Source organism: Streptomyces rapamycinicus NRRL 5491, from assembly GCF_024298965.1.
Taxonomy (GTDB): Bacteria; Actinomycetota; Actinomycetes; order Streptomycetales; family Streptomycetaceae; genus Streptomyces; species Streptomyces rapamycinicus.
This window is the reverse complement of record NZ_CP085193.1, coordinates 5,916,861-5,941,816: the sequence shown is the minus strand read 5'-3', so window position 1 is coordinate 5,941,816 and position 24,956 is coordinate 5,916,861. Positions and strand designations below refer to the sequence as shown.

26 protein-coding genes are annotated in these 24,956 nt (G+C 71.6%); 13 read left to right on the top strand and 13 right to left on the bottom strand.

Annotation, left to right across the window (positions count from 1 at the left end):
- Nucleotides 1-260 precede the first annotated feature (260 nt).
- Nucleotides 261-665: a DUF397 domain-containing protein gene (locus LIV37_RS52135; RefSeq protein ID WP_121824550.1), complete on the bottom strand. Its 405-nt coding sequence runs from the start codon at nt 663-665 to the stop codon at nt 261-263.
- 113 nt (nt 666-778) lie between these two features.
- On the opposite strand from LIV37_RS52135, the gene LIV37_RS24795 reads away from it, so the two are divergent.
- Nucleotides 779-1,552, top strand: coding sequence for a hypothetical protein (locus LIV37_RS24795; RefSeq protein ID WP_148717802.1), 774 nt, complete (start codon nt 779-781; stop codon nt 1,550-1,552).
- A 27-nt stretch (nt 1,553-1,579) separates the two neighbouring features.
- Here the strand turns inward: LIV37_RS24795 and LIV37_RS24790 are convergent, their stop codons facing one another.
- Complete coding sequence (locus LIV37_RS24790; RefSeq protein ID WP_020869839.1) at nt 1,580-2,650, bottom strand: alkene reductase; 1,071 nt, start codon at nt 2,648-2,650, stop codon at nt 1,580-1,582.
- A gap of 214 nt (nt 2,651-2,864) precedes the next feature.
- Here LIV37_RS24790 and LIV37_RS24785 point away from each other — a divergent pair, with 214 nt between their 5' ends.
- Nucleotides 2,865-3,401, top strand: coding sequence for a MarR family winged helix-turn-helix transcriptional regulator (locus LIV37_RS24785; protein WP_020869838.1), 537 nt, complete (start codon nt 2,865-2,867; stop codon nt 3,399-3,401).
- A 21-nt stretch (nt 3,402-3,422) separates the two neighbouring features.
- Here the strand turns inward: LIV37_RS24785 and LIV37_RS24780 are convergent, their stop codons facing one another.
- A complete protein-coding gene (locus tag LIV37_RS24780) occupies nt 3,423-4,436 on the bottom strand; it encodes a zinc-dependent alcohol dehydrogenase family protein (protein ID WP_020869837.1) in 1,014 nt (337 codons plus the stop codon).
- A 37-nt stretch (nt 4,437-4,473) separates the two neighbouring features.
- A complete protein-coding gene (locus LIV37_RS24775) occupies nt 4,474-5,448 on the bottom strand; it encodes a PhzF family phenazine biosynthesis isomerase (protein WP_121825293.1) in 975 nt (324 codons plus the stop codon).
- 108 nt (nt 5,449-5,556) lie between these two features.
- Between LIV37_RS24775 and LIV37_RS24770 the strand changes: the two genes are divergently transcribed.
- Entirely contained in the window at nt 5,557-6,456 is a 900-nt protein-coding gene (locus tag LIV37_RS24770) for a LysR family transcriptional regulator (RefSeq protein WP_020869835.1), read from the top strand.
- Nucleotides 6,457-6,518: 62 nt separating this feature from the next.
- Here LIV37_RS24770 and LIV37_RS24765 read toward each other — a convergent pair whose 3' ends face one another.
- From LIV37_RS24765 to LIV37_RS24750, 4 genes are all read right to left on the bottom strand, one after another.
- Nucleotides 6,519-6,950: an NUDIX hydrolase gene (locus LIV37_RS24765; protein ID WP_020869834.1), complete on the bottom strand. Its 432-nt coding sequence runs from the start codon at nt 6,948-6,950 to the stop codon at nt 6,519-6,521.
- Between the two features lie 353 nt (nt 6,951-7,303).
- A complete protein-coding gene (locus tag LIV37_RS24760; protein ID WP_121824551.1) occupies nt 7,304-8,446 on the bottom strand; it encodes an SPFH domain-containing protein in 1,143 nt (380 codons plus the stop codon).
- An 11-nt stretch (nt 8,447-8,457) separates the two neighbouring features.
- The gene (locus LIV37_RS24755; protein ID WP_121824552.1) at nt 8,458-8,709 is read right to left on the bottom strand and encodes a hypothetical protein; all 252 of its coding nucleotides are present in this window, start codon (nt 8,707-8,709) and stop codon (nt 8,458-8,460) included.
- 114 nt (nt 8,710-8,823) lie between these two features.
- On the bottom strand, nt 8,824-9,534 hold the full coding sequence (locus LIV37_RS24750; protein WP_148717803.1) for a hypothetical protein: 711 nt from the start codon (nt 9,532-9,534) through the stop codon (nt 8,824-8,826).
- A gap of 313 nt (nt 9,535-9,847) precedes the next feature.
- Here LIV37_RS24750 and LIV37_RS24745 point away from each other — a divergent pair, with 313 nt between their 5' ends.
- The gene (locus LIV37_RS24745) at nt 9,848-11,260 is read left to right on the top strand and encodes a hemolysin family protein (protein ID WP_020869830.1); all 1,413 of its coding nucleotides are present in this window, start codon (nt 9,848-9,850) and stop codon (nt 11,258-11,260) included.
- Nucleotides 11,257-12,264 (top strand): hemolysin family protein, encoded by a 1,008-nt coding sequence (locus LIV37_RS24740; RefSeq protein WP_020869829.1) that lies wholly within the window; start codon nt 11,257-11,259, stop codon nt 12,262-12,264. The genes LIV37_RS24745 and LIV37_RS24740 overlap by 4 nt, the downstream gene beginning before the upstream one ends.
- A gap of 9 nt (nt 12,265-12,273) precedes the next feature.
- Here LIV37_RS24740 and LIV37_RS24735 read toward each other — a convergent pair whose 3' ends face one another.
- The gene (locus LIV37_RS24735; protein ID WP_020869828.1) at nt 12,274-14,583 is read right to left on the bottom strand and encodes a protein kinase domain-containing protein; all 2,310 of its coding nucleotides are present in this window, start codon (nt 14,581-14,583) and stop codon (nt 12,274-12,276) included.
- Nucleotides 14,584-14,896: 313 nt separating this feature from the next.
- Between LIV37_RS24735 and LIV37_RS24730 the strand changes: the two genes are divergently transcribed.
- The 4 genes from LIV37_RS24730 to LIV37_RS24715 all read left to right on the top strand — a co-directional run bounded on the left by LIV37_RS24730 (nt 14,897) and on the right by LIV37_RS24715 (nt 17,795).
- A complete protein-coding gene (locus LIV37_RS24730) occupies nt 14,897-15,658 on the top strand; it encodes a DUF4232 domain-containing protein (RefSeq protein WP_121825294.1) in 762 nt (253 codons plus the stop codon).
- Nucleotides 15,659-15,794: 136 nt separating this feature from the next.
- A complete protein-coding gene (locus LIV37_RS24725) occupies nt 15,795-16,553 on the top strand; it encodes a sulfite exporter TauE/SafE family protein (protein WP_020869826.1) in 759 nt (252 codons plus the stop codon).
- Nucleotides 16,554-16,618: 65 nt separating this feature from the next.
- A complete protein-coding gene (locus LIV37_RS24720; RefSeq protein WP_243146170.1) occupies nt 16,619-17,203 on the top strand; it encodes a GNAT family N-acetyltransferase in 585 nt (194 codons plus the stop codon).
- A gap of 148 nt (nt 17,204-17,351) precedes the next feature.
- On the top strand, nt 17,352-17,795 hold the full coding sequence (locus LIV37_RS24715) for a nuclear transport factor 2 family protein (RefSeq protein ID WP_020869824.1): 444 nt from the start codon (nt 17,352-17,354) through the stop codon (nt 17,793-17,795).
- 37 nt (nt 17,796-17,832) lie between these two features.
- Here LIV37_RS24715 and LIV37_RS24710 read toward each other — a convergent pair whose 3' ends face one another.
- Together LIV37_RS24710 and LIV37_RS24705 are read right to left on the bottom strand one after the other, a co-directional pair.
- Nucleotides 17,833-18,390, bottom strand: a complete 558-nt coding sequence (locus tag LIV37_RS24710) for an NUDIX hydrolase (RefSeq protein ID WP_020869823.1) — start codon at nt 18,388-18,390, stop codon at nt 17,833-17,835.
- Nucleotides 18,391-18,516: 126 nt separating this feature from the next.
- Complete coding sequence (locus LIV37_RS24705; RefSeq protein WP_020869822.1) at nt 18,517-19,212, bottom strand: glycoside hydrolase family 11 protein; 696 nt, start codon at nt 19,210-19,212, stop codon at nt 18,517-18,519.
- 484 nt (nt 19,213-19,696) lie between these two features.
- On the opposite strand from LIV37_RS24705, the gene LIV37_RS24700 reads away from it, so the two are divergent.
- The 3 genes from LIV37_RS24700 to LIV37_RS24690 all read left to right on the top strand — a co-directional run bounded on the left by LIV37_RS24700 (nt 19,697) and on the right by LIV37_RS24690 (nt 21,819).
- Nucleotides 19,697-20,317, top strand: coding sequence for a DUF4232 domain-containing protein (locus LIV37_RS24700; protein WP_121824553.1), 621 nt, complete (start codon nt 19,697-19,699; stop codon nt 20,315-20,317).
- A gap of 191 nt (nt 20,318-20,508) precedes the next feature.
- The gene (locus LIV37_RS24695; protein ID WP_121825295.1) at nt 20,509-21,234 is read left to right on the top strand and encodes a DUF899 domain-containing protein; all 726 of its coding nucleotides are present in this window, start codon (nt 20,509-20,511) and stop codon (nt 21,232-21,234) included.
- Nucleotides 21,235-21,351: 117 nt separating this feature from the next.
- On the top strand, nt 21,352-21,819 hold the full coding sequence (locus LIV37_RS24690; protein WP_020869819.1) for a GNAT family N-acetyltransferase: 468 nt from the start codon (nt 21,352-21,354) through the stop codon (nt 21,817-21,819).
- On the opposite strand, the gene LIV37_RS24685 is transcribed toward LIV37_RS24690, so the two are convergent.
- Nucleotides 21,777-23,189: an MFS transporter gene (locus LIV37_RS24685; RefSeq protein WP_020869818.1), complete on the bottom strand. Its 1,413-nt coding sequence runs from the start codon at nt 23,187-23,189 to the stop codon at nt 21,777-21,779. The two genes, LIV37_RS24690 and LIV37_RS24685, sit on opposite strands and share 43 nt — an antisense overlap.
- A 204-nt stretch (nt 23,190-23,393) precedes the next feature.
- On the opposite strand from LIV37_RS24685, the gene LIV37_RS24680 reads away from it, so the two are divergent.
- The gene (locus tag LIV37_RS24680; protein ID WP_214663768.1) at nt 23,394-24,293 is read left to right on the top strand and encodes a helix-turn-helix transcriptional regulator; all 900 of its coding nucleotides are present in this window, start codon (nt 23,394-23,396) and stop codon (nt 24,291-24,293) included.
- A 21-nt stretch (nt 24,294-24,314) separates the two neighbouring features.
- On the opposite strand, the gene LIV37_RS24675 is transcribed toward LIV37_RS24680, so the two are convergent.
- Nucleotides 24,315-24,953: a response regulator gene (locus tag LIV37_RS24675; protein ID WP_020869816.1), complete on the bottom strand. Its 639-nt coding sequence runs from the start codon at nt 24,951-24,953 to the stop codon at nt 24,315-24,317.
- Between the last annotated feature and the right edge of the window lie 3 nt (nt 24,954-24,956).

Below are 24,956 nucleotides of genomic sequence, written 5' to 3'. Positions count from 1 at the left end.
CCGTCTCGCGCGCTTCGCGCGATTGAGCAGCGGGGCAGGGGGCGGGGGCGCGGGTCGACCGCCGGTCGCCGGGCCGGTGGGAGCGGCCGCCGGTGGCGGAATCCGTGTGCGGGGGGCGAGGCCCGTCGCCGGACCGCCGGACTCCGTATCCACTGCGACGCTGGACCACCCATCAGCCGTGCCTGGACGGTCCACCGTCGTACTCGACGCCGCAGGGCGGTACCTCTCCCGAAAACCTTTGACAAGGTAGTTGCTTCAGATCAAGTATTTTCGGAGGGGGCACCCGGAGGGGCCGTCCCGCCGGGCCGCGCTCCGGATTGGCATCGGCCACCGGGCGCGGTTGCCGTCGCGGCGCAAGCCCCCACCGGCCCGGCGGTCGGCAACGCGCCTTGCGTCCCCTGCCCCCTGCCCCGCTGCTCAATCGCGCGAAGCGCGCGAGACGATGCCTGCACCTGAAATCCGGCCCGCGCTCGGAAGGCGCGGTCGAGGCGGCCAGTCTTTATGGCACGTATGAGGACGCCGAGCGCGGCGGGGGGCGTACGGATCACCGCTTCGGGCTCATCGCTCTCGCGTATGCGAATGCCGTCGGAGGTGGTGAAAAGTTCCATGCAGTGGGCGCCGACGTCCGTGCTGAAGGAGGACTTGCGCCACTTGAGGTCAGTCATGACCGCGCTTCCTGGTAATGGCTGTAGCGGATGTCTGGCCGGACGGGGTTTGCCGCCGGGCGGGACACGCGTACCCCGCCTGAGTCGGGCCCGGTTGGGGCATGCTGGGGCGCATGAGGCAGGGGGAGCCCGGGGAGGGCCAGGGGTATTCGGGGCGGGCCGGGCGGCGGCGGTTCGTCGTCGCGTCCGTGGTGAGCTGTGTGGCCATCGCGGTGGCCGTCACGCATGTGCTGGCGCCGGATCTGAAGATAGACAACGTCACCGTGGCGCTCCTGGTGGTCGCCGTCGTGCCGTGGCTGCGCGATCTGCTCACCAGCATCGAACTGCCGGGCGGGGTGCGCCTGGAGTTCAAGGAGGCGGTCGAGCGGCGCATCGAGGCGGCCGAGCGGATCGCCGACGCCGCTCTCGTGGGGAGCGGCGACGACGGGCCCGAGGCAGACGGCGGCGCCACGGCGCTGACGGATGTGCGCCGGCTGGCGGCCGAATACCTCGAGGTCCGTACGTCGATGTTCAGCGGGTCCGCCCGTACGCAGCGCATGAACGGCATCTTCGCCCGGCTGGTGCGCGCCACCCAGCGGGTCGCCGACCCCGACCTGGACGGCTGGCTCACCTCGCCGGACGGCGGTCTGCGCCTGGCCGCGTACGCGCGGCTGTACGCGGTGCCGGACGCGGACGCGCTGGCCGCCCTCACGGACGCCGTCGTGAGGGAGCCGCTCGCCTTCAGCCAGTACTGGGGCATCCACGCGCTCGACAAGGTCGTGGACGCCGTCGGGGTCGAGGACGTGCCGCGGGGTGTCGTCCGGCGTCTGGAGGACTGCCGGCCGCGCGGCAGCGACCGGGTGGCCCTGCTGCGGCGGCTGATCGCCAAGCTGCACGGGCTCCCGTAGCGGACCCATGACTGCTGGGCGTGCCGATCAGGTGGTGAGGGCCGGGTAGTCGGTGTAGCCCCGGTGGTCGCCGCCGTAGAACGTTGCCTTGTCGGGGGTGTTGAACGGGCCCCCGGCAGCCAGCCGCCTGGGCAGGTCGGGGTTGGCCAGGAACAGCGCCCCGTAGGCGACCATGTCCGCGGTTCCGTCCTCGATCAGCTTCAGCGCCTCGGGCCCGGTGGCGTCGGGGTGCGTGAACGGGTTGATGATGAACGGGCCCGGCCACGACTTCCGCAGCCGCGCGGTCAGTTCCCGGTTCGGCCCTTCCAGCAGGTGGAGATAGGCCAGGTCCAGAGCGGCGAGCCGGTCCAGCAGGGCGAGGTAGATCTCGTCCGGGGTGTCCTCGGCGATGTCGTTGTACGGGTTCCCGGGCGAGATCCGCAGGCCGACCCGGTGGCTGCCGATCGCCTCGGTCACGGCCGTGGTGACCTCGACGGCCAAGCGGATCCGGCCCTCGGTGTCGCCGCCCCAGCCATCCGCGCGCAGGTTGGAGTTGGGCGCGAGGAACTGGTGGATCAGATAGCCGTTCGCGCCGTGGATCTCCACTCCGTCGAACCCGGCCTCGACCGCGTTGCGGGCCGCGTCGGCGAAGTCGGCGATGGTCTGCCGGATGTCCGCCTCGCTCAGTTCCCTCGGCGTCACGAAGTCCTTCGGCCCCTCATGGGTGAAGACCTGGCCCGTGGCGGCCACCGCCGACGGCCCCACCGGCACCAGTCCGTCGGGCGGCAGGCTCGGGTGTCCGACCCGCCCGGTGTGCATCAACTGCGCGAAGATCACGCCGCCCTCCCGGTGCACGGCCTCGGTCACGGTTCGCCACGCCCGCACCTGCCCGGGGGTGTGCAGGCCGGGGGTGTCGGGGTAGCCCTGGCCGACCGGAGAGGGCTGGATGCCCTCGGTGACGATCAGCCCGGCGCCGGCGCGCTGCGCGTAGTACGTCGCCATCAGCTCCGTCGGCTCCGCGCCGGGCCCGAAGGCGCGGCTGCGGGTCATCGGCGCCATCGCGACGCGGTTGGCCAGGTGCTTGCCGCCCAGGACGATCGGATCGAAGGGGGTGGTCATGGCTCCTCCTTGGGCCTTGGGGTGGGTGATGCCTGTCTGAACAAGTAAATCACCTAGCCGAACAAGTAAATGCCGTGGAGCCATTCCTGGCGTTGAGTGTGAGGTGGGTTACATGCTTCTACCTGGCCATATGGGGATCGATGGCTGCGGACCCCGGCGAGGGTGCCGCTCAGGAGGTACGCTTACCCTGCCCAAGCAGGAAAGCGAGGATGAGATGACGCACTCCACGCCGGAGGCCGGGAAGGGGCCTGCGGTGACGGGGCAGGAGGCCACTGTCCCGGTGCCGACCGCGGCCGGTGGCGGGCCGGTCAGTCACGCGATCTTCCGCCTGGCCCGGCTGCACCGCATGCTCGCCGGACAGCTGCTGCGCCGTATCGGCCTGCATCCGGGCCAGGAGCTGGTCATGATGCATCTGTGGGAGCTCGGCCCGCAGCGGCAGACCGACCTGGTGCGGCTGCTGGACTCCGACGCCGCCACCATGACCCGTACCGTCCGGCGCCTGGAACAGGCGGGTTTCGTCCGCCGCAGCCCCTCGCCCACCGACAAGCGCGCGACGATCATCGAACCCACGGTGGCCAGCCAAGCCCTGCGCCGCGAGGTCGAGCGGATCTGGAGCCAGTTGGAGGACATGTCGACGGCGGGCCTCTCCGGTGAGGAGCGGGACGCGGCCCTACGCACCCTGGAGCGCCTGGAGGGGAACCTCGTCCAGGCCGCGACGGACGCCGCGGGGGCGGCGGAGGCGGGGCGTTGACACCAGCTTTCGAGAGCGTCGTCACCCGTCCGTGATGACCACCTTCCCGAAGTGCCCCCGCCCCGCGAAGTACCGGTACGCGGCGGGCGCATCGGCGAACGGAAAGGCGCGGTCGACGACGGGGCGCAGTCGGTGGTGCTCGATCGCGCGGTTCATCTGCTCGAACATCTCGCGGCTGCCCACGAACATCCCCTGCAGCGTGACCCCCTTGAGCAGCACCGAGGACGGGTCGGCCCCGCCGTCCCGGGACAGTACGCCGATGAGGCTGATCCGCCCGCCGACGCGTACGGCCTCCAGCGACTGCGGCAGGGTGCCCGCGCCGCCCACCTCCACGACGTGGTCGACACCACCGTCGGTCGCCTCGGCCACCACGCGGCCCCAGTCGGGGGTGCGCGCGTAGTTGACGCCGTCGGCGGCGCCGAGCGAGCGCAGCCGCTCCAGTTTGGCGTCGTCGCTGGAGGTGGCCAGCACCCGCGCCCCGCCGAGCGCGGCGAACTGCAGGGCGAACAGGGACACTCCGCCGCTGCCCAGCGTCAGCACCGTCTGGCCGGGGGCGAGCCCACCGGTGACCGCCACCGCGTGCCATGCGGTCACCGCGGCGCACGGCAGGGTCGCGGTCTCGGCGAAGTCGAGATGCGCGGGGGCGGCGACCAGGGCCTCCTGGTCGAAGAGGACGTACTCCGCGAGTACCCCGTCCGCCGGGCCGCCCAGTGCGCCCGCCGTCTTCCGCGCGGCGGGCGGGCCGGAGAGCCAGCCGGGCATGAAGATCCCGGCGACCCGGTCGCCCTCCCGCCACCGGGTGACCTCGGAACCGGCGTCCACCACCTCGCCCGCGCCGTCCGACAGCGGTACGACATCGGGCTTCAGGGCTCGTCCGTACGTGTTCGACGCGATCATCAGGTCCCGGTAGTTGAGCGACCAGGCGCGCATCCGGACCAGCACCTCGCGCGGCCCGGGGGCGGGCACCTCGCGCTCGTCCAGCCGGAGGGCGTCCACGCCGGTGAGGTGCGGCAGGTGGTAGTAGCGCGTCTTCATCACACCGTTCCCCTTCTCACACGGTCCGCGGGACCGTTCATCGCTCGGTTTCCGGGATCGGGACGGCCTGGCCGCTGACCCGCGCCCGGGGGTCGTCGGGTGCGATGTCGAGCAGGAGGTCGCTGGGGCGGCCCATGTCCTCGCCCTGGCGGATATGGATCCTGGCCGGGCCGTCGACCAGGCCGAGTACCCGCAGATATCCGCCGAAGGCGGCGGCCGCGGCGCCGGTGGCCGGGTCCTCGACCACCCCGCCGACGGGGAACGGATCGCGGGCGTGGAAGGCCGCGTTCCCGGTAGTGCCGTCCGCCGTCTCGCGCCACACCAGATGCACCGTCGTCCAGCCGCGCCGCCGCATCACCGCATCCAGCGCGTCGAAGTCGTAGTCGAGGTCCGCCAGCCGTTCGCGGGTGGCGGCGGCGAGGACGAGGTGGTCGTTGCCCGCGAAGGCGACATGCGGGGGCAGGGCCGGGTCCAGGTCGTCCGCGGACCAGCCCAGCGCCGCCAGCGTCGGCTCGATCTCCGTACCCGGGTCGGCGGGGCGCGAGCGCGTGGGAACGCTGGTGAGCGTGGCGCGGGGCGGGCCGTCGCCGTCGGCCGTGGTCTCGACGCGGATCTCGCCCGAGGCCGTGTCGAAGACCAGCTCACCCGGACCGTCGCGCTCGGCGAGGGCCACGGCCGTGGCGATCGTGGCGTGTCCGCAGAACGCGACCTCGGCGAGCGGGCTGAAGTACCGCAGCCGGTAGCGGCGCGCGGTCTCGTCCCGCTCGGTGATGAACGCGGTCTCCGAGTAGCCGACCCGCGCGGCGATGGCGGTCATGGCCGCGTCGTCGTCCGCGACGGCCGCGGCATCGAGGACCACACCGGCGGGATTGCCGCCGTCGGGGCGGGTGGTGAAGGCGGAGTAGCGCAGAACGTCGACATCCGGGGCGGACGCGGTGGGCGCGGTGGGCGCGGTGGGCGTCGTGGAAGCGACAGACGTGGCGGACTTGGTGGGTTCCGTGCGTGGGGTCATGCCGTCCACGGTTCCACCGCGCCCGGTATCGCGTCCAACGATTCCTTTCGCTGGAGCCGATCGAGAAACCCAATGAGAGCAGGTCGGAGGCCACCTATCCTGACCTCCGTGGACACACGACTCCTGAAGACGTTCGCGGCGCTGGCGAGAACCGGCAGCTTCACCGCGACCGCCACCGAGCTCCATCTCGCCCAGTCCACCGTCACCGTCCAGATACGCACCCTGGAACGGGAGCTGGGCACCCGCCTCTTCGACCGGCTGCCCTCAGGCGCCCTGCCGACCAGCGCCGGACGCCGATTGCTGACGGAGGCCGAGGAGGTCCTGGACGCCGAGGCCCGGCTGCGCGCGGTGGCGGCGGCCGGAAGCGGCGGCGGCGCGGACGGCGCGGTGGAGGGCCCGGTCGCCCTCGGCGCGGGCGAGTCGCTGTGCGCCTCGCACCTCCCCCGCGTGATCGCCTCCCTGCGCCGCACCCACCCCGGTATCGACCTCCACCTACACCCCGCGGGCAGCGCGGCGGCCGTCGAGGGGCTGCGTACGGGACGGCTCGACCTCGTCCTGCTCCTCGAACAGGACGTGACCGACGCCGACCTGGTGGCTCGCCCCATCGCCCGCGAACCCCTCGTCTACGTCGCCGCCCCCGGCCACCCGCTGGCCGGGCGCGAGGCGGGCTGGGACGAACTGGCCGGGGAGAGCTTCTTCGTCCACGAACAGGGCTGCTCCTACAGCGACCACCTCGTCCGCACCCTCCTCGCCCTCCCCGGCCCGGCACCGCGCCTCACCCGCTTCGGCAGCATCGAGGCCGCCCGCGCCTGTGTCGCCGCGGGCCTCGGTCTGACGCTGCTCCCCCGCGCCACGGTGGAACGGCAGCTCGCCGAGGGCTATCTCGCCGAGGTCCACGGCCCGGCCATCCCCCCGGTGCCCGTCCAGCTCACCCGCCACCGCCGCCGCTGGACCAGCCCGGCGGCGCGGGCGGTGGCGGACGAGCTGACGCGGCTGCTCGCGGCGTGAGCCGTACGTCAAACGACCGTCAAACGACCGGCGGACGACCGTCGGACGGGGCGGGCCGTACGTCAGACCAGCGTGACGCCGTCGTGGGCGCGGACCGCCGGTGGGGTGGCGGTGTCGAGGGCGTCCAGGACGCGCACGGCGTACGCCTCGTCGGCGAGATCGGGGACCTCGGCGCGGGTGGCCCAGCGCCAGGCGCGGGTGCGGGGGCCGGTGGCGGGGGTGCCGTCGAGGGCCTCGCAGCGGAAGACGAGGGAGACGGTGAGGTCCGTCATGTCCTTGTAGACCCCGGTGAGCGCGGCCGGGAGCGCGATCTTGACGCCCGTCTCCTCGAGGATCTCGCGCTGCAGGGCGTCCGGGATGGTGGCGTCGGGGTCGAGCGCGCCGCCCGGCGGTTCCCAGGTGCTGCCGTCGCGTCGCTTGATCAGCAGCGCCCGGCCGCGCTCGTCCACGATGACTCCGGCGACGCTGACGCGGTGCGGGCGGTCACTGGTCACGTTCCTCGGCCCTCTCGGCTGACTGGGGTTTCTCACGGTAGCAACGCCCGGACGGGCCCGGGGCGCCTACGGGGTGTCCGGCGCGTGGCAGGGGCTTCGCCCCTGGACCCGTGTCCTGGGTCAGGGGGCGGAGCCCCACCACGTGCCGGAGTCGCACGACGAGGCTTTCCCCTACCCGCCCCTTCCCGTTACCAGGGGCTCCCGCCCCTGGACCCCGGAGTCTGGGGCGGAGAGCCCCGCCACGCGGCGGAGCCCCGACGCCGCGGAGCCGCGAATCGACGCTGCGTGGGAAGGGGCGGGGAGGGGAACGCGGCCCGCCGCAGGCGTCAAGATCCGCCGGACACGACGCTCCCCTAACGAACCTCGACCGCCCCGTCGTCCGTCCCGCTCCGCCGCTTCGGCTCGTCCTCCGTGCCCGGGGCGCCCATGTTGCGCCGTACCGCGTCCAGGATGGTCAGCCCCTGCCCGACCAGGCCCGCCGCGATCTCGCCCAGCCCGTCCGCCCCGTTGAGGACGTTGACGTTCGCGCCGGAGAGCCCGGAGGCGGCCTCCTTGACGATCTGCGGCAGTTGGTCGATCAGCATGCGGTCGAGCGCGACCCGGCCGTGTGAGGCCGCCGCCTCGGCCTGGATCTTCATCCGCTCCGCCTCGGCCAGCGCCACCACCCGGATCCGCTCGGCCTCCGCCTCCGCGGGTTTCACGATCTCGGCCACCAGCTGCTGCTGCCGCAGATCGGCCGCCCGCTGGGCCAACTCGGTGCGCGCGGAGAGCACTTCCTGCTGGGCGTGCGCCTCCGCCAGCGGTCCGGCCTGGGCGGCCTGCGCCTGGGCGCGGTCCACCTCGGCGTTGTACTGGGCCTGTACCACCGCCGTCTGCCGCGCGTACTCGGCCTGGTTGCGCGCCGCCTCCTGCTCCGCCTCGGCCGACGCCTGGCTGGCCTGCGCCTGGGCGATCTGGGCCTGCCGCTGGATGGCGGCCTTGTGCGGGGCGGACATCGCGTCGATATAGCCGGTGTCGCCGTCGTCGATCGACTGGATCTGCAACGAGTCCACGATCAGACCGATCTTCGCCATCTCCGCCTTGGAGGTGTCCAGCACCTCGGTGGCCAGCTTCTGCCGCTCGGTGATGAGCTCCTCGACCGTCATCGAGCCGATGATGGCCCGCAGATGACCCGCGAAGATCCGCCCGGTCAGCACCGCCATCTGCTCCTGGTCGGAGAGGAATCGCTGGCCCGCGTTGACGATGGACTCGGTGTCATTGCCCACCTTGAACGCGATCACCGCGCGCACCGTCAGCGTTATGCCTTGCCGGCTGACGCACTTCTCCGCGACCTCGGCCTCACACATCGCCAGCGTCAGGAAGCGGACCTTGCGGATGACCGGAAGCACGAACTTGCCGTGCCCGGTCACCACGCGAAACGGCGCACCCCCTTGTCCACGCCTGCCACCCGAGATCAACATCGCCTGGTCGGGTGCGGGTACGCGGTAACCGAACATCCTTCGTCTCCTCAACCGGCGCCGCCGGCCCGGCCGGACGACGCGTTCAATGGATCGGTCCACTCGATGACGTCGACCTGGCGGGAGCCGCGGGAGTCGATCACGAGGACGGACGCGCCTTGCGGCAGCGGGTCGGAGGACCAGGCGAGGAACGTCTCCGAGCCGCCCCTGACGCGCACCAGGACCTCGCCGGGACCACTGGCACCACGGGTGCCGAGAAGCAGCACCCCGATGCGACCGATCACAGGATCATCCGGTGTCATGCGGCAGCCCCCCGTTGTTCCGCTGCTGAAATCCGACGTTAGACCGTTTTCCCGGCGCCGGATACGGTTGTGCGCAGCGGGGATCGGGCGAACCGCCACCCGCGTGGACGGCCGCTACGAGGTGGTGTCCTTGGCGTCGGTGTCCGTGGCTTCGTCGGCCTTGGAGCCGGTGCCGGTGCCGGTGTCCGCGTCGGCCTTCTTGCCCTCGGCTTCAGCCGCGGCTTCGGCTTCGGCCTCGCCGTCCTCCGAGTCCTCGAAATACGCGTCGAGCACCGCGTCCAGCTCCGCCGTCCATTCCTTGAGGAGTTTGCGGGCCGGTGCCTCGACATCGGCGGTGTACCAGCGCCGGTTGGTCGTATAGACGGTGATCCCGAAGCGCTTGCCGAACCGCGGGGCGTCGACCTCCACCGCGCCGATCTCGTCCCACCCGAACTCGGCCTTCTCGCCGTCGAGTTCGAATGTGACCCCTCGGCGCCCGGCCCGTATCGCACCGCGCCGGTCGGACACCTCGAAGACGGCCCCGCCGTCCGCGTCCGCGTCCTCGGCCTCCTCGTCGTCGTCCGCTTCCCCGTCGGACGCGACGACGTCCTTCGACGCGTCGGTTTCGCCGTCGGACTCCGCCTCGACCTCGACGCCTTCTTCCTCGTCGAGCTCCGGCTCGTCCTCGGCGGTGACTTCCTCCGGCGGCTGCTCCGCCGCTGCCTTGTCCTCCGGGGTGTTCTCCTCCTCATCGGCAGGGCGCGGGGACGTCAGGCCGGGGATGTACCCCGGATCCGTCCCGGCGGTGTGCATGGGCGGGATGATCGGTCCAGTGCTCTGCTCCACGGCCGGAAGTATTGCCGATAAACCTGTGCCGACGACAGGCAACCCCGGGGCCAATCGAGCCAACGCGGAAAAGCCGCAGGTTACGCGGAGCCGATTTCGGCGCGGGTCGTAGCGGTGGCTCGACGGGCGCGCCCCTTTACCGTACCTTTACTATGGGTGTGGGGACACTTGACCTACTAGCGCCCTCCCAGCACTCTCCCAGCGACGTAAGGAGCACCGGACCCGCAATGGGCGAACCTCCCAGTACCACCCGTGCCACACCCCGCCCGCCCGGCACCAGAGCACCCCTTATCGGGCAGACGGGAGTGGCACGGTGACCGAGATCCTGCTGCTTCTCCTCGCGCTGGCCCTCACCCTTGCCTGTGCCCTCTTCGTGGCCGCCGAGTTCTCCCTCACCACCGTCGAACGCGGCGCCCTGGAGCGCGCCGCCGAAGCCGGTGAGCGCGGGGCCGACAGCGCGCTCACGGCGGTGCGCCGGCTGACGTTCCAGCTCTCCGGGGCCCAGCTGGGCATCACCGTCACCTCCCTGGTGATCGGCATGCTCGCCGAGCCCTCGCTGGCCGCCCTCCTCGAAACCCCGCTCACCGCGACCGGCCTGCCCGAGGGCGCGGCGTCGACGGCCGCCGTGGTGCTGGGCGTGGCCGTCTCCACGGTGGTGCTGATGGTCGCCGGGGAGCTGGTGCCCAAGAACTGGGCCATCTCCCGCCCCCTGCACGTGGCCAAGGCCGTCGCCTCCCCGCAGCGCGCCTTCACCGCCGCCTTCGCCCCGCTGATCCACCACCTCAACAACACGGCCAACCGCCTGGTGCGCCGCATGGGCCTGGAGCCCGCCGAGGAGCTCGCCTCCGCCCGTACGCCGGACGAGCTGGTCGCGCTGGCCCGCCACTCGGCCGCCGAGGGCGCGCTGGAGCAGGACGCGGCCGAGCTGTTCGTCCGCACGCTCCACCTGGGCGAGCTGATCGCGGAGAACGTGATGACCCCGCGCGTGGACGTCCAGGCGCTGGAGGCCCACGCCACCGCCGCCGACGCGGCCAACCTCACCCTGGCCACCGGGCGGTCCCGCTTCCCCGTCTACCGCGACACCCTGGACGAGGTGGTCGGCACCGTGCACATCCGCGACGTCCTCGCCCTGGACGCCGCCCGCCGTGCCACCACCCCCGTCACCGACCTGGCCACGCCCCCGCTCCTGGTGCCCGACAGCCTCCCGGTGGACCGGCTGCTGGACCGGCTGCGCCGCGCGCACACCATGGCCGTCGTCATCGACGAGTACGGGGGCACCGCGGGCATCGCCACCCTGGAGGACATCGTCGAGGAGATCGTCGGCGACGTCCGCGACGAACACGACACCGACGAGACCCCGGGCCTGATGCCCCTCGGCCCCGGCGCCTGGGAGGCGGACGGCGGCGTACGGCTGGACGAACTCACCGGTATCGGCCTGACCGGCCCCGAGGGCCCGTACGAAACCGTCGCGGGTCTCCTGGCCACCGCCCTGGGGCGCATCCCGGCGGCCGGGGACACCTTCGAGACGGACGATGGCTGGCAGCTCACGGTCCTGAAGGTGGACCACCACCGCGCCGACCGCGTACGGATCACGGAGGCCGCCGAGGCGGTCCACACCAACGAGTCCCCCGAGGCCGTCGGGACGACTGAGTCCCGCGAGGCCGTCGGGACGACTGAGTCCCGCGAGGCCGTCCGGACCACCGAGCCCCCCGAGGCCGCCCGATGACCGTCGTCCAGCTCACCATCGGCGCCCTCACCCTCCTCACCAACGCCTTCTTCGTCGGCGCCGAATTCGCCCTGATCTCCGTGCGCCGCAGCCAGATCGAACCGCGCGCGCAGGCGGGGGAGAAGCGGGCGCGCGGTGTGCTGTGGGCGCTGGAGCACCTGTCCGCGCTGATGGCCACCGCCCAGCTCGGCATCACCATCTCCTCCCTCGTGCTGGGCGCGGTCGCCGAACCGGCCATCGCCCATCTGCTGGAGCCCGGCTTCGACGCCGTTCACGTCCCGCACGCACTGGTGCATCCGATCGCGTTCGTCATCGCGCTCACGGTGGCCACGTATCTGCACATGCTCATCGGCGAGATGGTCCCCAAGAACATCGCCCTCGCCGCGCCCGAGCGCACCGCGCTCCTCCTCGGCCCGCCGCTGGTGGCCCTCACCCGCCTCCTGCGCCCCTTCGTCTTCGGCGTGAACGCGTTCGCCAACGCGCTGCTGAGGCTGCTGAAGGTCGAGCCCAAGGACGAGGTCGAGTCGGTCTTCACGGACGACGAACTCATCCGGCTGGTACGGGACTCCAGCGACGCCGGGCTGCTCGACAAGTCCGGCGGCGAGCGGCTGCGCGACGCCCTGGAGCTGGGCACCCGGCGGGTCGGCGACATCCTCGTCCCCCTCGACGAGATGGTCACCGTCGACCAGCGCGTCACCCCCGCCCAACTGGAACGCACGGCGGCCGCCTCCGGCTGCTCCCGCCTCCCGGTCACCGGACCCGGCGGCGCCATCCTGGGCTATCTGCACATCAAGGACACCCTCGGCATCGCCGACCGGGACCGCCCCTTCCCCCGCACCGCCGTCCACACCGTCCCCCGCGTGCCCGCCGACACCCCGCTGGACGACACCCTCACCACCATGCGCGCCACCGGCGCCCACCTGGCCGCCGTGACGTCAGACACCGATGCGGTCCTGGGCTTCGTCACGATGACGGACGTCCTGGACGAACTCGTGGGGATGTGAGCGCGCCGCTCAGGACGACGGCTGGACCGATGGATGAACCGACGGACGGTCCGGCCGTACGGAGAACGCCGTGTCCCCGGCCGTCGCCACGATCGCGTCCTTGACGAGCATCACCCTCGGCTCCGCGTCCTGCGCCGCCGTCCCGGGGTCGTTCAGCGCGGCCGTGCGCCACACCTCCTTGCCGTCGTCCACGTCCAGCGCGAGCAGACGGCCGAAGCGGTTGGCGAAGTACAGCTGCCCGTACCGCTGGGACAGCACCGGCTCGGACAGGCTCTCCGTCTCCGTCGCCCGCTGCCACAGCTCCCGGCCGCTGTCCGCCGCCACCGCGGTGACCGTCCCGTTGGGACGGACGAAGTAGACGGTGCCGTGCAGCAGGGTCGGCCTGCCGAGCACGGGACGCCGCAGCGGGATCCGCGTGATCTCGCCGGTGCGCGGATCCACCCGCACCATGGCGTTGTACGGGCGTTCGTACCCCGAGTCGTACACCTCCTTCGCGGTCTGCGGGAGCAGGAACAGCGGCTTGCCCTGGACCGCGCCGAGGGTCAGCGCCTTCCGCGGGAGGGTGGTGAGGTGCTGCTGCTCGCCGTCGGGGGGCTCGAGCCGCAGCAGGTCGTATGGGCCCTCGGCGGCCAGGCCGTCGGAGTCGATGGGCGCGCACAGGGCGTACGGTGCACCGCCCAGCGTCGTCGGCTCGCAGAACTTCCCCTCGGGCGCCGGCGACTGCCACAGCCGCGCCCCCGACGGCCCGTAGGCGACGAGTTCCCGGGTGTCCGGCGACAGCGTCAGCACCCCGCCGCGGAACATGCGCACCGCGCCGGAGCCGCTGATGCTCCGTTCCCACCGCTGCTTCCGGGTGGCGACGTCCAGGGCCACCACGGACCGCTCGCCCCCCTCCGGCTCCCGGTAGGTGTAGACGATTCCGTCCCGCACCCCGATGGGCCGCACCAGCTGGGGGCGGGTGCCCCACCGCCACTGGACGTGGCCGGTGGCGGCGTCGACCCTGGCGACCGTGAACCCGTTGCCGCCGCAGTACAGGGCCCGGCCGTCCTCGGGGGCGCATCCGGGCTCGTTGTAGACGAGGGGCGGCCCCTCGGCCCCGACCCGCAGTTCCGTCCGCCACGGCTGCCAGCCCTTGGGGAGCGAGGCGGGCTGCTGGGAGTGCGCGGCGTCGGCGGTGGCGGACGCGTCGCCCCCCGAGTCCGTCATCTTCGGGGCGAAGACCGCCGCGGCGACGGTCAGCCCGGTGACGGCCAGGGCCACTCCGGCGGTGGTGACGACGAGCCGCCGCCGGGCGCCCCGCCTCGGTACGGTCCGCCGGGGGGCGGGCGGCTGGGGGTCGTGGGCCGGGGCGGGGCCGGGGGCAGGGGATACGGGAGGAGGGCCAAAGGCGGCCGCTGCGGGGCCGTGGGGCGCCGCGGAGCCGTGGGGCGCCGCGGAGCCGTGGGCGTGGGCCGCCCCGGGCCCGTGGGCCGTCGCGGAACTGTCGGCCGCGGACGGGGAAGCCGCCGGGAAGTCCGACAGCTCGCGCAGCATGCGATGGAGCTCGTCCAGCTCCGGCCGGGCCTCCGGCTCCTTGGCCAGACAGCGCTCGGCGATGGGCCGCAGCGGTTCCGGGAGCCCCTCCAGCGTCGGATGCTCGTACATCACCTGGTAGCCCGACAGATAGGGGCTGTCCGACTCGAACGGGCTGCTGCCCCGCGCCGCGTACACCAGCAGCGAGCCCAGCGAGAAGACGTCCGACGCCCCCGTGACGCCCCGAGGGCTGCGCAACTGCTCCGGCGACATGAACGGCGGGGTGCCGAGCACCCGCCCGATGGTGACGGTGAGCGTCTGGCTGTCGACGGCGCGGGAGATGCCGAAGTCGATGACGCGCGGACCGTCCTCGGCCATCAGGATGTTGGCGGGCTTCAGGTCCCGGTGCACCACCCCGGCCCGGTGGATGTCGCGCAGCGCCTCGACCAGCCCGAGGCCGAGCGTCCGCAACTCCCGCCCGCTCAAGGGGCCGTTCCTCCGTACGACCTCGGAGAGGGTTTGCCCCGGTACGTACAGGGTGGCCATCCACGGCCGGTCGGCCTCCGGATCGGCGTCCACGACGGGGGCGGTGAACGCCCCGCTCACCCTGCGCGCCGCCGCGACCTCCTGCCGGAAGCGGGTGCGGAACTCCTCGTCCTGCGCGTACTGCTCATGGACCAGCTTGATCGCGACCTGCCGCCCCGAAGCCGCATGTCCGAGATAGACGACTCCCATGCCGCCCGCCCCGAGCCGGTCGAGCAGGGCGTAGCCGCCTATGGATTCCGGGTCCCCGGTGGCCAGCGGCATCGCCGATCCCCTCTCCCGCGCCTCTCCCGCGCTGTTTTTTCGCGTCTCGAACGGCCCTACCGAAGACCTACATTAGGTCGGCCGGGGCCTCGGCGGACCATGCGGTCCAGTACGTGGCGGAACGGTGATGTGCGCCACGGTGACGCGCGAGGGCCAACTGGTCGGTGCGGACAGGGAAGTTCCGTTAGCGGCGCGTTAGCGGAACGGTGTCGGGACGGCAGTGATACGGCAGCGGACCACGGAAAGCTCATAGCCACACCGAGGGCCGGTGCGGAACACCGGCCGGACCGCCGACCCACTGGGGGAGCCCGCCATGAACGTCACCGCCTACCGCCGCGGCCGCACCGTCCGTACGATCGCCGCCTCCATCGTGGCCGCTGCCGCCCTGAGCCTGACCGCGGCGTGCGGCGGGGGCGGAGACGGCGGCTCCGACAACGCGGGCAAGGCGAACTCGTCGGCCACGGCCCCCGCGTCCGCCACGGACGACCAGGGCGCGGGCAAGTCCGACGCCGGCCAGGAGGACCAGGCCGGCAAGGGGAGCCAGGCCGACAAGGAGAACCAGGGCGGCAAGGAGAACCAGGGCGGCAACAAGGGCGGCGCCGCGGGCGTCAAGGACGCGAAGTCCCAGACCCAGAAGTCCGGGGGCGGCTCCGAGGCCGAGCCGGTCGGCGACTGCGACATCAACAAGACGGCCATCACCGTCCAGCACGTCAAGAGCCCCATCAACCACATGCTGCTCAAGGCGACCAACAAGGCCGGTGTGGACTGCAAGCTGGTCGGCTACCCGGGCCTGAAGTTCGGCGCCGAAGCGCAGGCCGCCACCCCGGTGAACGAGGACAGCAAGCCGCAGGCCGTGGTCATGCTCGCCCCGGGCGAGAGCGCCTACGCGGGCATCACCACCTCCGCGGCGGACGGCTCGGGTGACGAGGGCGGCAAGGTCGACTCGCTCGAGGTCTTCATCGACGGCAGCGAGGACCCCAAGCCGGTCGAACTGCCCGGCGGCTCGGTCTACGTCGACAGCGCGGCGAAGGTCACGTACTGGCAGACGGACGCGCAGACCGCCCTGACCTGGTAACACGCGCAAAAGCACACCCCTGTGCCGCAGTGTTCGCCTACATGAACACTGTCTTGCATAGAAGACAGCCTCCCTGGAGGATGAAGCGGCGCCGCCGACGCGGCGCACAGGGCACAGGCACAGGGGTGGGGAACGGATGGGCATCGGCTCCGCGGCGCTGCTGGTGTCGGCCGGTGTGGCCTCCGGGCTCGCCGGTTCGATCGCGGGGCTGGCCTCGCTGTTCAGCTATCCGGCGCTGCTGGCGGTAGGACTGCCGCCGGTGGCCGCGAACGTGACCAACACGGTGGCGCTGTTCTCCAACACCGTCGGCACCGCGGCCGGATCCCGCACCGAACTCCGCGGCCAGCGCGACCGCCTCCTCCGGCTCGCCGCCATCGCGGCACTGGGCGGCGCGGTCGGGGCCGCCCTGCTGCTGGGCACCCCGTCCTCCGCCTTCGAGGCCGTCGTACCGTGGCTGATCGCCCTCGGCTCGGTACTGATCCTGGTCCGCGACCCGCTCCGGCGGCTCATGGCCTCCCGCTCACACCCCCTGGCCCACACCGCCCGCCCCACCCTCCCGCTGGCGTGCGCGGTCCTGCTGGTCGGCCTCTACGGCGGCTACTTCGGCGCGGCCTCGGGCGTCCTGATGCTGGCAGTGCTCTCCCTGACGGCCACGGAACCCCTCCCGGTCACCAACGCCGTCAAGAACATCGCCACCGGCGCGGCCAACGTAACGGCGGCAGTCGCCTACGTAGCCGTCGCCCCGGTCAACTGGCCCGCCGCCATCACCCTCGGCCTGGGCGCCCTCCTGGGCAGCTGGCTGGGCCCCCTGGCCGTCCGCCGCCTCCCCGAAACCCCCCTCCGAATCGCCATAGCCCTGGCCGGCCTCGGCCTGGCCATCTCCCTCTGGCACTGACCCCGCCGACGTCCCCCAACCGCCGCACCGCTGCCGTCCGACGACCGCGGGCCTATTCTGTGCCGGTGAACAACCAGTCGCTCGAAGGCACTGTTGTCCGCCTCATCCCGTTGTCCGACGACCACGCCGAGGCCCTCTTCCCCTCCGCGTCCGACCCCGAGGTCTGGCGGTGGATGCCCCGGCCGCGCCCCGAGAGCGTGGGCCAACTCCGGGACATGCTCGGCGAGATGCTCGCCGACCCGACGCGGCGCTGCTTCGCGGTGCAACGGCGCGCTGACGGCACGGTGATCGGTTCAACCAGCATGTACGACCTCGACCTCGCCGAGAGCCGCACCGAGATCGGCGCGACGTGGTTCGACCGCTCCTGCTGGGGCGGCCCCTACAACGCGGAGTCCAAGCTGCTCCTGTTCGGCCACGCCTTCGACGACCTGCGGCTCGCGCGGCTGGCCCTGCGCACGGACAACCTCAACGTGCGCTCCCAGCGCGCCCTGGCCCGCCTCGGCCTGGTTCACGAGGGGACGTTGCGCAGCCATATGCGGCGCCCGGACGGCAGCCGTCGTGACTCGCTGTACTACAGCCTCCTCGCGGACGAATGGCCCACGGTGCGGGACGCCCTGCTCGTCCGAGTCGCGGCGCGGCGCGTGGCCTGACCGAGGTGGGGCCGCGAGGCGCGTGTCCCGGAGCGGAGCCCGCCGCCATGGGACGGGGGCGCATTACCTCGGACGTAATCGCGCCGGGCCCCTGTCATCGCCAGCATGGTGATCGCTCCCCGCAAGGTTTCCGATCGGAGGGATCACCATGTCCTCGGCCGCGCCCATGACCACCCGTGCTCTGGTGGAGGAACTGCTGTGCCGCATCGGTGAGGGCGATCCCGTGCGGATCGCCGAGCTGTATGCCGAGCGCAGCGACTGGAAGCTGGACTGGCCGGAGGGCGAGCACGGCCGGGCGGCCACCCCGTGGATTCGGCACCGGTCCACCCGCGCGGATGTGGTCGACCACTTCGGGGAGTTGGCCCGGCACCATGTGCCCGGGGAGGCGGCCACCGAGATCGAGCGGATTCTCGTCGACGGGGACGACGCGGTCGTCCTGGGCGAGATCCGCCAGACCGCCCGGTCCACCGGGCGCGCCTATCGTGCGCGGTTCGCCTTGCATCTCACGCTCGAGGGCGGGCTCGTCACCCGGCACCACGTCTACGAGGACAGCCTCGCCGTCGCCCGGGCATTCGACGCGCCGCAGCCATGACGCAGCCATGACGCAGCCATGACGCCGGGCCATTGGGCTATCGGCGTGCGAGCAGGGGCTCCACCCGGGACAGGGTGTCCAGGATGTTCGCCTCCGTGATCGCCATCCGCGCCTCGTCCGGCGTCAGCCAGCGCAGCGGCGCGTCCGGGTTCTCCGGCCGTACCGCCTCCGGGGCGCCGGTGGCCAGCACGAAGCGCACGTCGGCGTGCTCATGTGCCGGCTCCCGGCTGTTCGCGGGGACCGGGACGATCGCCAGATGCCGTACCTCCGCGTCCGGCCACGGGGTCAGGTCGGGCAGCCCGGTCTCCTCCTGCCCCTCCCGCAGCGCGATGGCGAGCGGGTCGTACTCACCCGGGTCGCCATGCCCGCCGACCAGCAGCCACGACTGGTGGCGCTGGTGCCAGCGCAGCAGCACACGGCCGCTGCCGGGGTGCACGATCAGGGCGGAGGCGGTGATGTGGAGGGGACTCGTCCGGTCCCAGGGCGCGCCCGCCTCGATGACGCCGCGCACCCGCTCCACGTCGGCGCATTCCGCGGTGGTCTTCGGCCGGTAGCCCGTGAGGACATTGAGGACTGAGTGATCGGCTGTGGCCATGCGCGGATCCTAACGACGCGAGCCCGCCCACGGCGCGGGATTTTCCCCGCCCCGTGCGCGTGAGCCCCAGGCGGTCGGCCTGGGGCTCTGTGGCGATGAACGCGAGGGACGGCTCGGACCCGAATGTCATCCGCTCACGGTGAGATTCGAATTCCCGCTGCTCTGATATCCCTCAGTCGCCAGGATCATGTAGTACTTGAAGGTGCCAAGACCCATTCCGGAACGGGCCCATGCGTCGAAGTGATTGCCCGTGGTGATGGTCCCGCCCGTTTTCTTCGACTGCCGGACGCTCCAGTACTGGTTGAACGTCCGGACGCCCTCGACCGAGGGGGCGTTGTAGCGCGTCGTCTGGTAGATGTCGTACGTGCCGCCATCGCTGGTGACGGTGCCCTTGTACGTCCCCGTGGGCCGGTATGTACCCCAGTTGTCGACGACGTAGTACTCCACGAGCGGGTTCGAGGTCCACCCGTAGAGACACAGATATCCGTTGCCGGACGGGTTGAAGCTGCCCGAGTACTGCACGTTCCTGCGGCCGCCGTTGCTCCAGCCCTTACCGCAGACGAAATTCCCGCAGTTGGTCCACGAGGTCCGGTAACTGCCGCCTGACGACAGCGTCATGGAGACCGATCCACCGCCGTCGGTCCAGAACGAATAGTAGAAGCCGTTGTTGGTGCCGGTTTGGTTCGTGGTGATGGTCGTGTCGGCGCTCGCGGTGCCGATGCTGGGCAGCGTCAGCCCGGCCGTGACCAGCGTCAGGGCGCCGGCCCGGCCGATTAAGTTCCGGCGGCTGATCGGCCGGGCGGGGGTGTCGTCCCGGTGCATGCTTCCTCCTCGGTTGTGGTGGGGGCCTGTTGGTGCGTCAGTGTTGGACCGGCGCCGTGGGGTGTCAACGGTTTCCGCAAGGATTACGGAAAGTCTGCTGGGGCGGGTGATCTCTTGGGGGTGAGTATTTCCTGTTCAACGCCTCTTCTTATTGATCGAATCCAGGAATGATCGATGGGAGGGAGAGGAGCGAGATCATTTCTGAGGCCGATTCATCGAAAATTTTCGGAACTCTTCCGGATCGATTCAGATGCCCGTGGGGACCGGCCGGACGAAGGGGACGATGCCGTACATGACATAACTCGCGCTCATATTGAGCGGGTTCGTTCTACAAGGCGGTCGGGACGACGAAGTACCTGGTCAGAGCATTGCCAACCTGTTATCAGGGCGTTAGTGACGCGGCAGTAGATCGTCAGTTTCAACTGACAGTCTTGTTGTCATGGCCCCGGGGGACGGGGTCGAAGCCCACGACAACAGGGAACCCATGTCGCACCGCACCACCACTCTTCGCCATGCACGCAAGGCCGCCGCCGCAGCGGTCGTCGCTGTCGCCGCGTTCGGTCTGACCGCGTGCCAGGACAACGCGGACGCCAGCGGAAGCTCGTCCTCCGCGGCCGCGAGCGACTCCTCGGACTCCGGTTCGTCCGGTTCCGGCTCATCGGCCGGCGGCAACCAGGGCAACGGCGGTGCGGGCGGCGGTGGCGGCGCCGGTGCGGACGCCTGCAAGACCTCGCAGCTGGGGTTCAGGAGCTCGCACGGCATGGGCGAGGGCCAGCTGATCGTCGACCTCAAGAACAACGGGTCCGCCCCCTGCACCCTCCAGGGCTTCCCCGGCGTGGACCTCAAGAGCAAGAACGGCTCGATCAGCGCCGAGCGCAGCGACCTCGCGGCGCCGAAGACCAAGGTCAAGCCGGGCGAGGAGACCCGCTTCACGCTCTCCTACCCGCCGAACGACTCCGGCGGCAGCGGCGAGACCTTCACCACCCTCGTCGTCACCCCGCCCAACGAGACCCACTCCCACTCCCTCCCCGTGAGCATCAACGTCCCCGTCACCGACGGCACCGGCGACGCCATCAAGGTGGACCCGGTCGGCACCGGCAAGTAGGCGCGCACGGCATGGCATCCCCGGGCCGCTGGCCTGGGGATTTGCCATGAGCAGCGAGTACGGGCAACAAGACTGCCCGATGGATCGAACGTTCGACTTCCGGCGCACCGGCGTGCGCCCTCGCCCACGACGGCCGACCCTGGATGGCGGGGGCGGTGGAGCGTGGACCGGACTGGAAGGTGAACGTCACGATGGAGACACCCCAGATCGTTTCGGCGCAGGAGTGGGAGGCCGCGCGTCAGCAGTTGCTCGGGGAGGAGAAGCGGCTGACCCGGGCCCGTGACGCACTGGCCGCCAAGCGCCGGCGGATGCCGTGGCTGGCGGTGGAGAAGGCGTACGCCTTCGACGGACCCGAGGGCAGGGTGACCCTGCTCGACCTGTTCGCGGGGCGTCGTCAGCTGATCCTCTACCGCGCCTTCTTCGAGCCCATCGTCTACGGCTGGCCCGAGCACGCCTGCCGCGGCTGCTCCATGGTCGCCGACCATGTCGGCGACCTCGCCCACCTCAACGCCCGCGACACCACCCTCGTCTTCGCCTCGCGCGCCCCACAGCCGGAGATCGAGCAGGTGAAGGCGCGGATGGGCTGGACGATGCCCTGGTACACGATCACCGACGACTTCGACGCCGACTTCGACGTGGACGAGTGGCACGGCACGAACGCGTTCATCCGCGACGGCGACAGCGTGTTCCGCACCTACTTCATCAACGCGCGCGGCGACGAGGCGCTCGGCAGCACCTGGAGCTACCTCGACATGACCGCGCTCGGGCGGCAGGAGACGTGGGAGGACTCGCCCGGGGGCTACCCCCAGACCCCGCCGTACGAGTGGTGGAACTGGCACGACGCGTACGGCGACCCCGAACCCGCCCCGGAATGGCTGGCCCAGACCCGCCGGGGCCCCCGAGGCCGGCCCGCCTGACCGACGCGGCACCCGCGACCGGCCCGCCTGACCGACGCCGTGTCCCCCGGGCCAGCCCGCTTGCCCTCCCCCGCGGCCGGCACACCTCGATGTCCGTATGCCGCACACTGTGGAGCCATGGACCACCACATCCGCCCCGCGACGGCCGCCGACGCCGACGCCGTGAAGGCCGTCATCGACGCGGCATACCGCCCCTACGTCGCCCGGATCGGGCTCCGCCCGGCACCCATGGACGCCGACCACACGGCCGACATCGCGGCGGGCCGCGTCTTCGTCACCGGCGACCCGGTCGTGGGCGCCCTGGTCCTGGTGGCCGAGCCCGACCACCTCGTCCTGGAGAACATCGCCGTACACCCCGACGCCCACCGCCAGGGCGTGGGCAGGCACCTGCTCACCTTCGCGGAGACCCACGCAGGCGCCCTCGGCCTCCCGGAGATCCGGCTCTACACCAACGCCCTCATGTGGGAGAACCAGGAGATCTACCCGAGGTACGGATACGAGGAGACCGAACGCCGCCAGGACGGCCAGTACGACCGCGTCCACTACCGGAAGCGCGTGACCGAGCCGGCGTCCGACGGGCGGTGAAGGGGCAGCAGCCGGGTCGCCGCCGTGGTCGCCAGCAGTATGACGACGGTGATGACCAGGCTGGTGCGCAGGCCGTGCAGGAAGCCCGCGTGGTCCGTCAGCAGGGCGCCGAAGACGGCGACGGCCAGGGCGCCGCCGATCTGACGGGCGGTGTTGAGGATTCCGCTGGCGACGCCCGCGCGATGGCCGGGCACATGATCGAGCAGATGCGCGGCCAGCGGCGGCATGATCAGCGGGCCGCCGAGACCGACGGGGATCATCAGGGCGGACACGGCCCAGACCGGCGCCGTCGCGGGCAGGACCGTCAGGACGATCATTCCGGCGGCCATCAGCAAGAGCCCGCCCGTGATCGACGCCCTGAGGCCGACCCATCGCGCGAACCGGGTGGAGACCGGTGTGAGCAGCGCGGAGCAGGCCATCATCGGCAGGAACGCCACACCGGTGGCCATCGACGACAGTCCGCGCAGCTGCTGGAAGTACAGGCTGAACAGAAACGGCACCCCATAGAAGCCGATCATGAAGGTGAAGCCCACGGTGGCCGCGATCACCATCGTGCGGTTGCGGAACATCTCCAGCGGCACCATCGGATGCGCACTCCTGGCCTCGATCACGAGGAAACCGGCCAGCCCGATCGCCGCGACGGCCAGCGCCACGATGACCCGCCGTGCGGTGAACCCATCGGCACCGGCCTCGATCACGCCATAGGTGAGCCCGCCCATCGCCGCGACAGCTCCAACCTGACCGGCCCAGTCGAAGGGCACCCTCCGGTGCGGCGAAGGCTGGATCCGGGCCAGGAGCACCAGGGCGGCCACGCCCACGGGGACGTTGATGAAGAAGATCAGCCGCCAGCTCAGCCCCGTCAGCACACCCCCCACGAGCGGCCCTGTCATGGCGGCCGTGGCGCCGCCCATCGCCCACACCGCCACCGCACGGGCCCGGCGCCCCGGATCGTCGTACGCCTCCCTGATCAGGGCCAGCGTGGTGGGCATCACCACCGCGGCCCCGGCGCCCTGTAGGAACCGGGCGGCCACCAGGACGCCAAGGCCCGGCGCCAGGCCGCAAGCGGCGGAAGCGCCGACGAACACCGCCACGCCGATCCCGTAGGCCCGGCGGGCCCCGATCCGGTCCGAGAGGGCACCGGCCGACAGCAGCAGCGCGGCGAACATCAGGGTGTAGCCGTCCACCACCCACTGGAGACCGCTCATCCCGCCCCCGAGCTCATCACGAATGGTGGGCAGGGCGACGTTGACGATCGTGGCGTCCAGCGTGATCACGAAGAAGCCGACCACGCAGGCGGCGAGGGCCGCGACCGGGTGACGGCCGCGGTCCCGGACCGCCGGAACGACCGGCCGCTGAGTGGTGGTGGGCACGAAGGTCTCCAGTCGGTGAGAGGGCGAGTGCGGGCCAGCGGGGGGCGGAACGCCGCTGGGGGCAGAACGCGGCGGCCGCCCGCCGAGGGCGATCCGCGCCGCCCCGCAGACACTCTCGATGAAACCGCTGGTCACGCTGGTGGGGAAGGTAAAGCTGTGCCAGGTAATGACAGAACCCCCCACACCCTCCGCGGCGGACCTAGCCTGGAGATCGTGGTCAGCAGGAACGAGATCAAGGAGTTCCTGGCCTCCCGCAGGGCCAGGATCACCCCGCAGCAGGCGGGCCTCCCCGCCTACGGCGGCAACCGCCGCGTCCCCGGTCTGCGCCGCGAAGAAGTCGCCATGCTCGCCGGAATGAGCGTCGACTACTACGTACGCCTGGAGCGCGGCAACCTCACCGGTGCCTCAGAAGCCGTCCTGGACTCCCTGGCCCGAGCCCTCCAGCTCGACGAGGCCGAACGCGACCACTTGTGGGACTTGGCCCGCGCCGCCAACACCACCCCGCAAAGGCGCCGCCGCGCCCCTCAGCAGCAGACCCAGGTTCCGCCGAACGTGCAGCGCATCCTGGACTCCATGACCGACGCGCCCGCGTTCGTCCGCAACAGCCGCCTCGACCTCCTCGCCGCCAACCGGCTCGGCTTCGCCCTGTACGCGCCCATGTTCACCGACGGGCGGAGGCCACCGGTGAACATGGCCCGGTTCAAGTTCCTCGACCCCCGTGGCCGCGAGTTCTTCGGCCGCCACTGGGAGGAGTCGATGAACAACACCGTCGCCCTGCTCCGCACCGAGGCCGGCCGCAACCCGCACGACAAGGGTCTGACCGATCTCATCGGCGAACTCGTCACCCGCAGCGAGGACTTCCGCACCGCATGGGCCCGGCACAATGTGCGCCTGCACTACAGCGGCCTGAAGCACTTCCACCACCCCGTCGTCGGCGATCTGACGCTCGCCTTCGACGCGATGCAACTGCCCGCCGAGCCCTCGCTGAGCCTGACGGCCATGAGTGCGCGGCCCGGCTCACCCGATGAAGACGCCCTCAAGCTGCTGGCCAGCTGGGCCGCCACCGACGAAGCACTGCCCAGGGGCATCGGCACGCCGTCGTGACCTTGCGCTCGGGGACAAGGTTCAAGGCCGCTCCAGGATTCCTCTTTCCATGGCCACCACCACCGCCCTCGTCCGGTCGTTCACATCGAGCTTGGCGAACAGCCGGAGCAGATGCGTCTTCACCGTGGCCTCGGCGATCACGAGGCGCCGTCCGATCTCGGCGTTGGTCATGCCGTCCGCCACGGCGTTGAGGACATCGGTCTCGCGCTCGGTCAGCGGGTCCTGAACGGGCCGCCGCATCCGCGCGACCAGCTTCTCCGCGATCCGGGGAGCGAGCACCGTCTCGCCCCGTGCCGCCGCGTGGACGGCGTCGACGAGCTGCTCGCGGGTGGTGTCCTTGAGCAGATAGCCGATGGCACCGGCCTCCACCCCGCGCTCGATCTCGGCGTCGGTGTCGTACGTCGTCAGGATCAGCACCCGCGTACGCGGATACCGGGCGACGATCTCGGTCGTCGTCGCCACCCCGTCCAGCACCGGCATCCGCAGATCGACCAGGGCCACGTCGGGGTCGTACCGCTCGACGAGTTCGAGCGCCGCGCGTCCGTCACCCGCCTCGCCGACGATCTCGATGCTGTTCTCGGCGGCGAGCAGGGCGATGACCCCGGCCCGCATCACGGTGTGATCGTCCACCACGACGATCCGCAGACCGCCCTCCCTCATGTC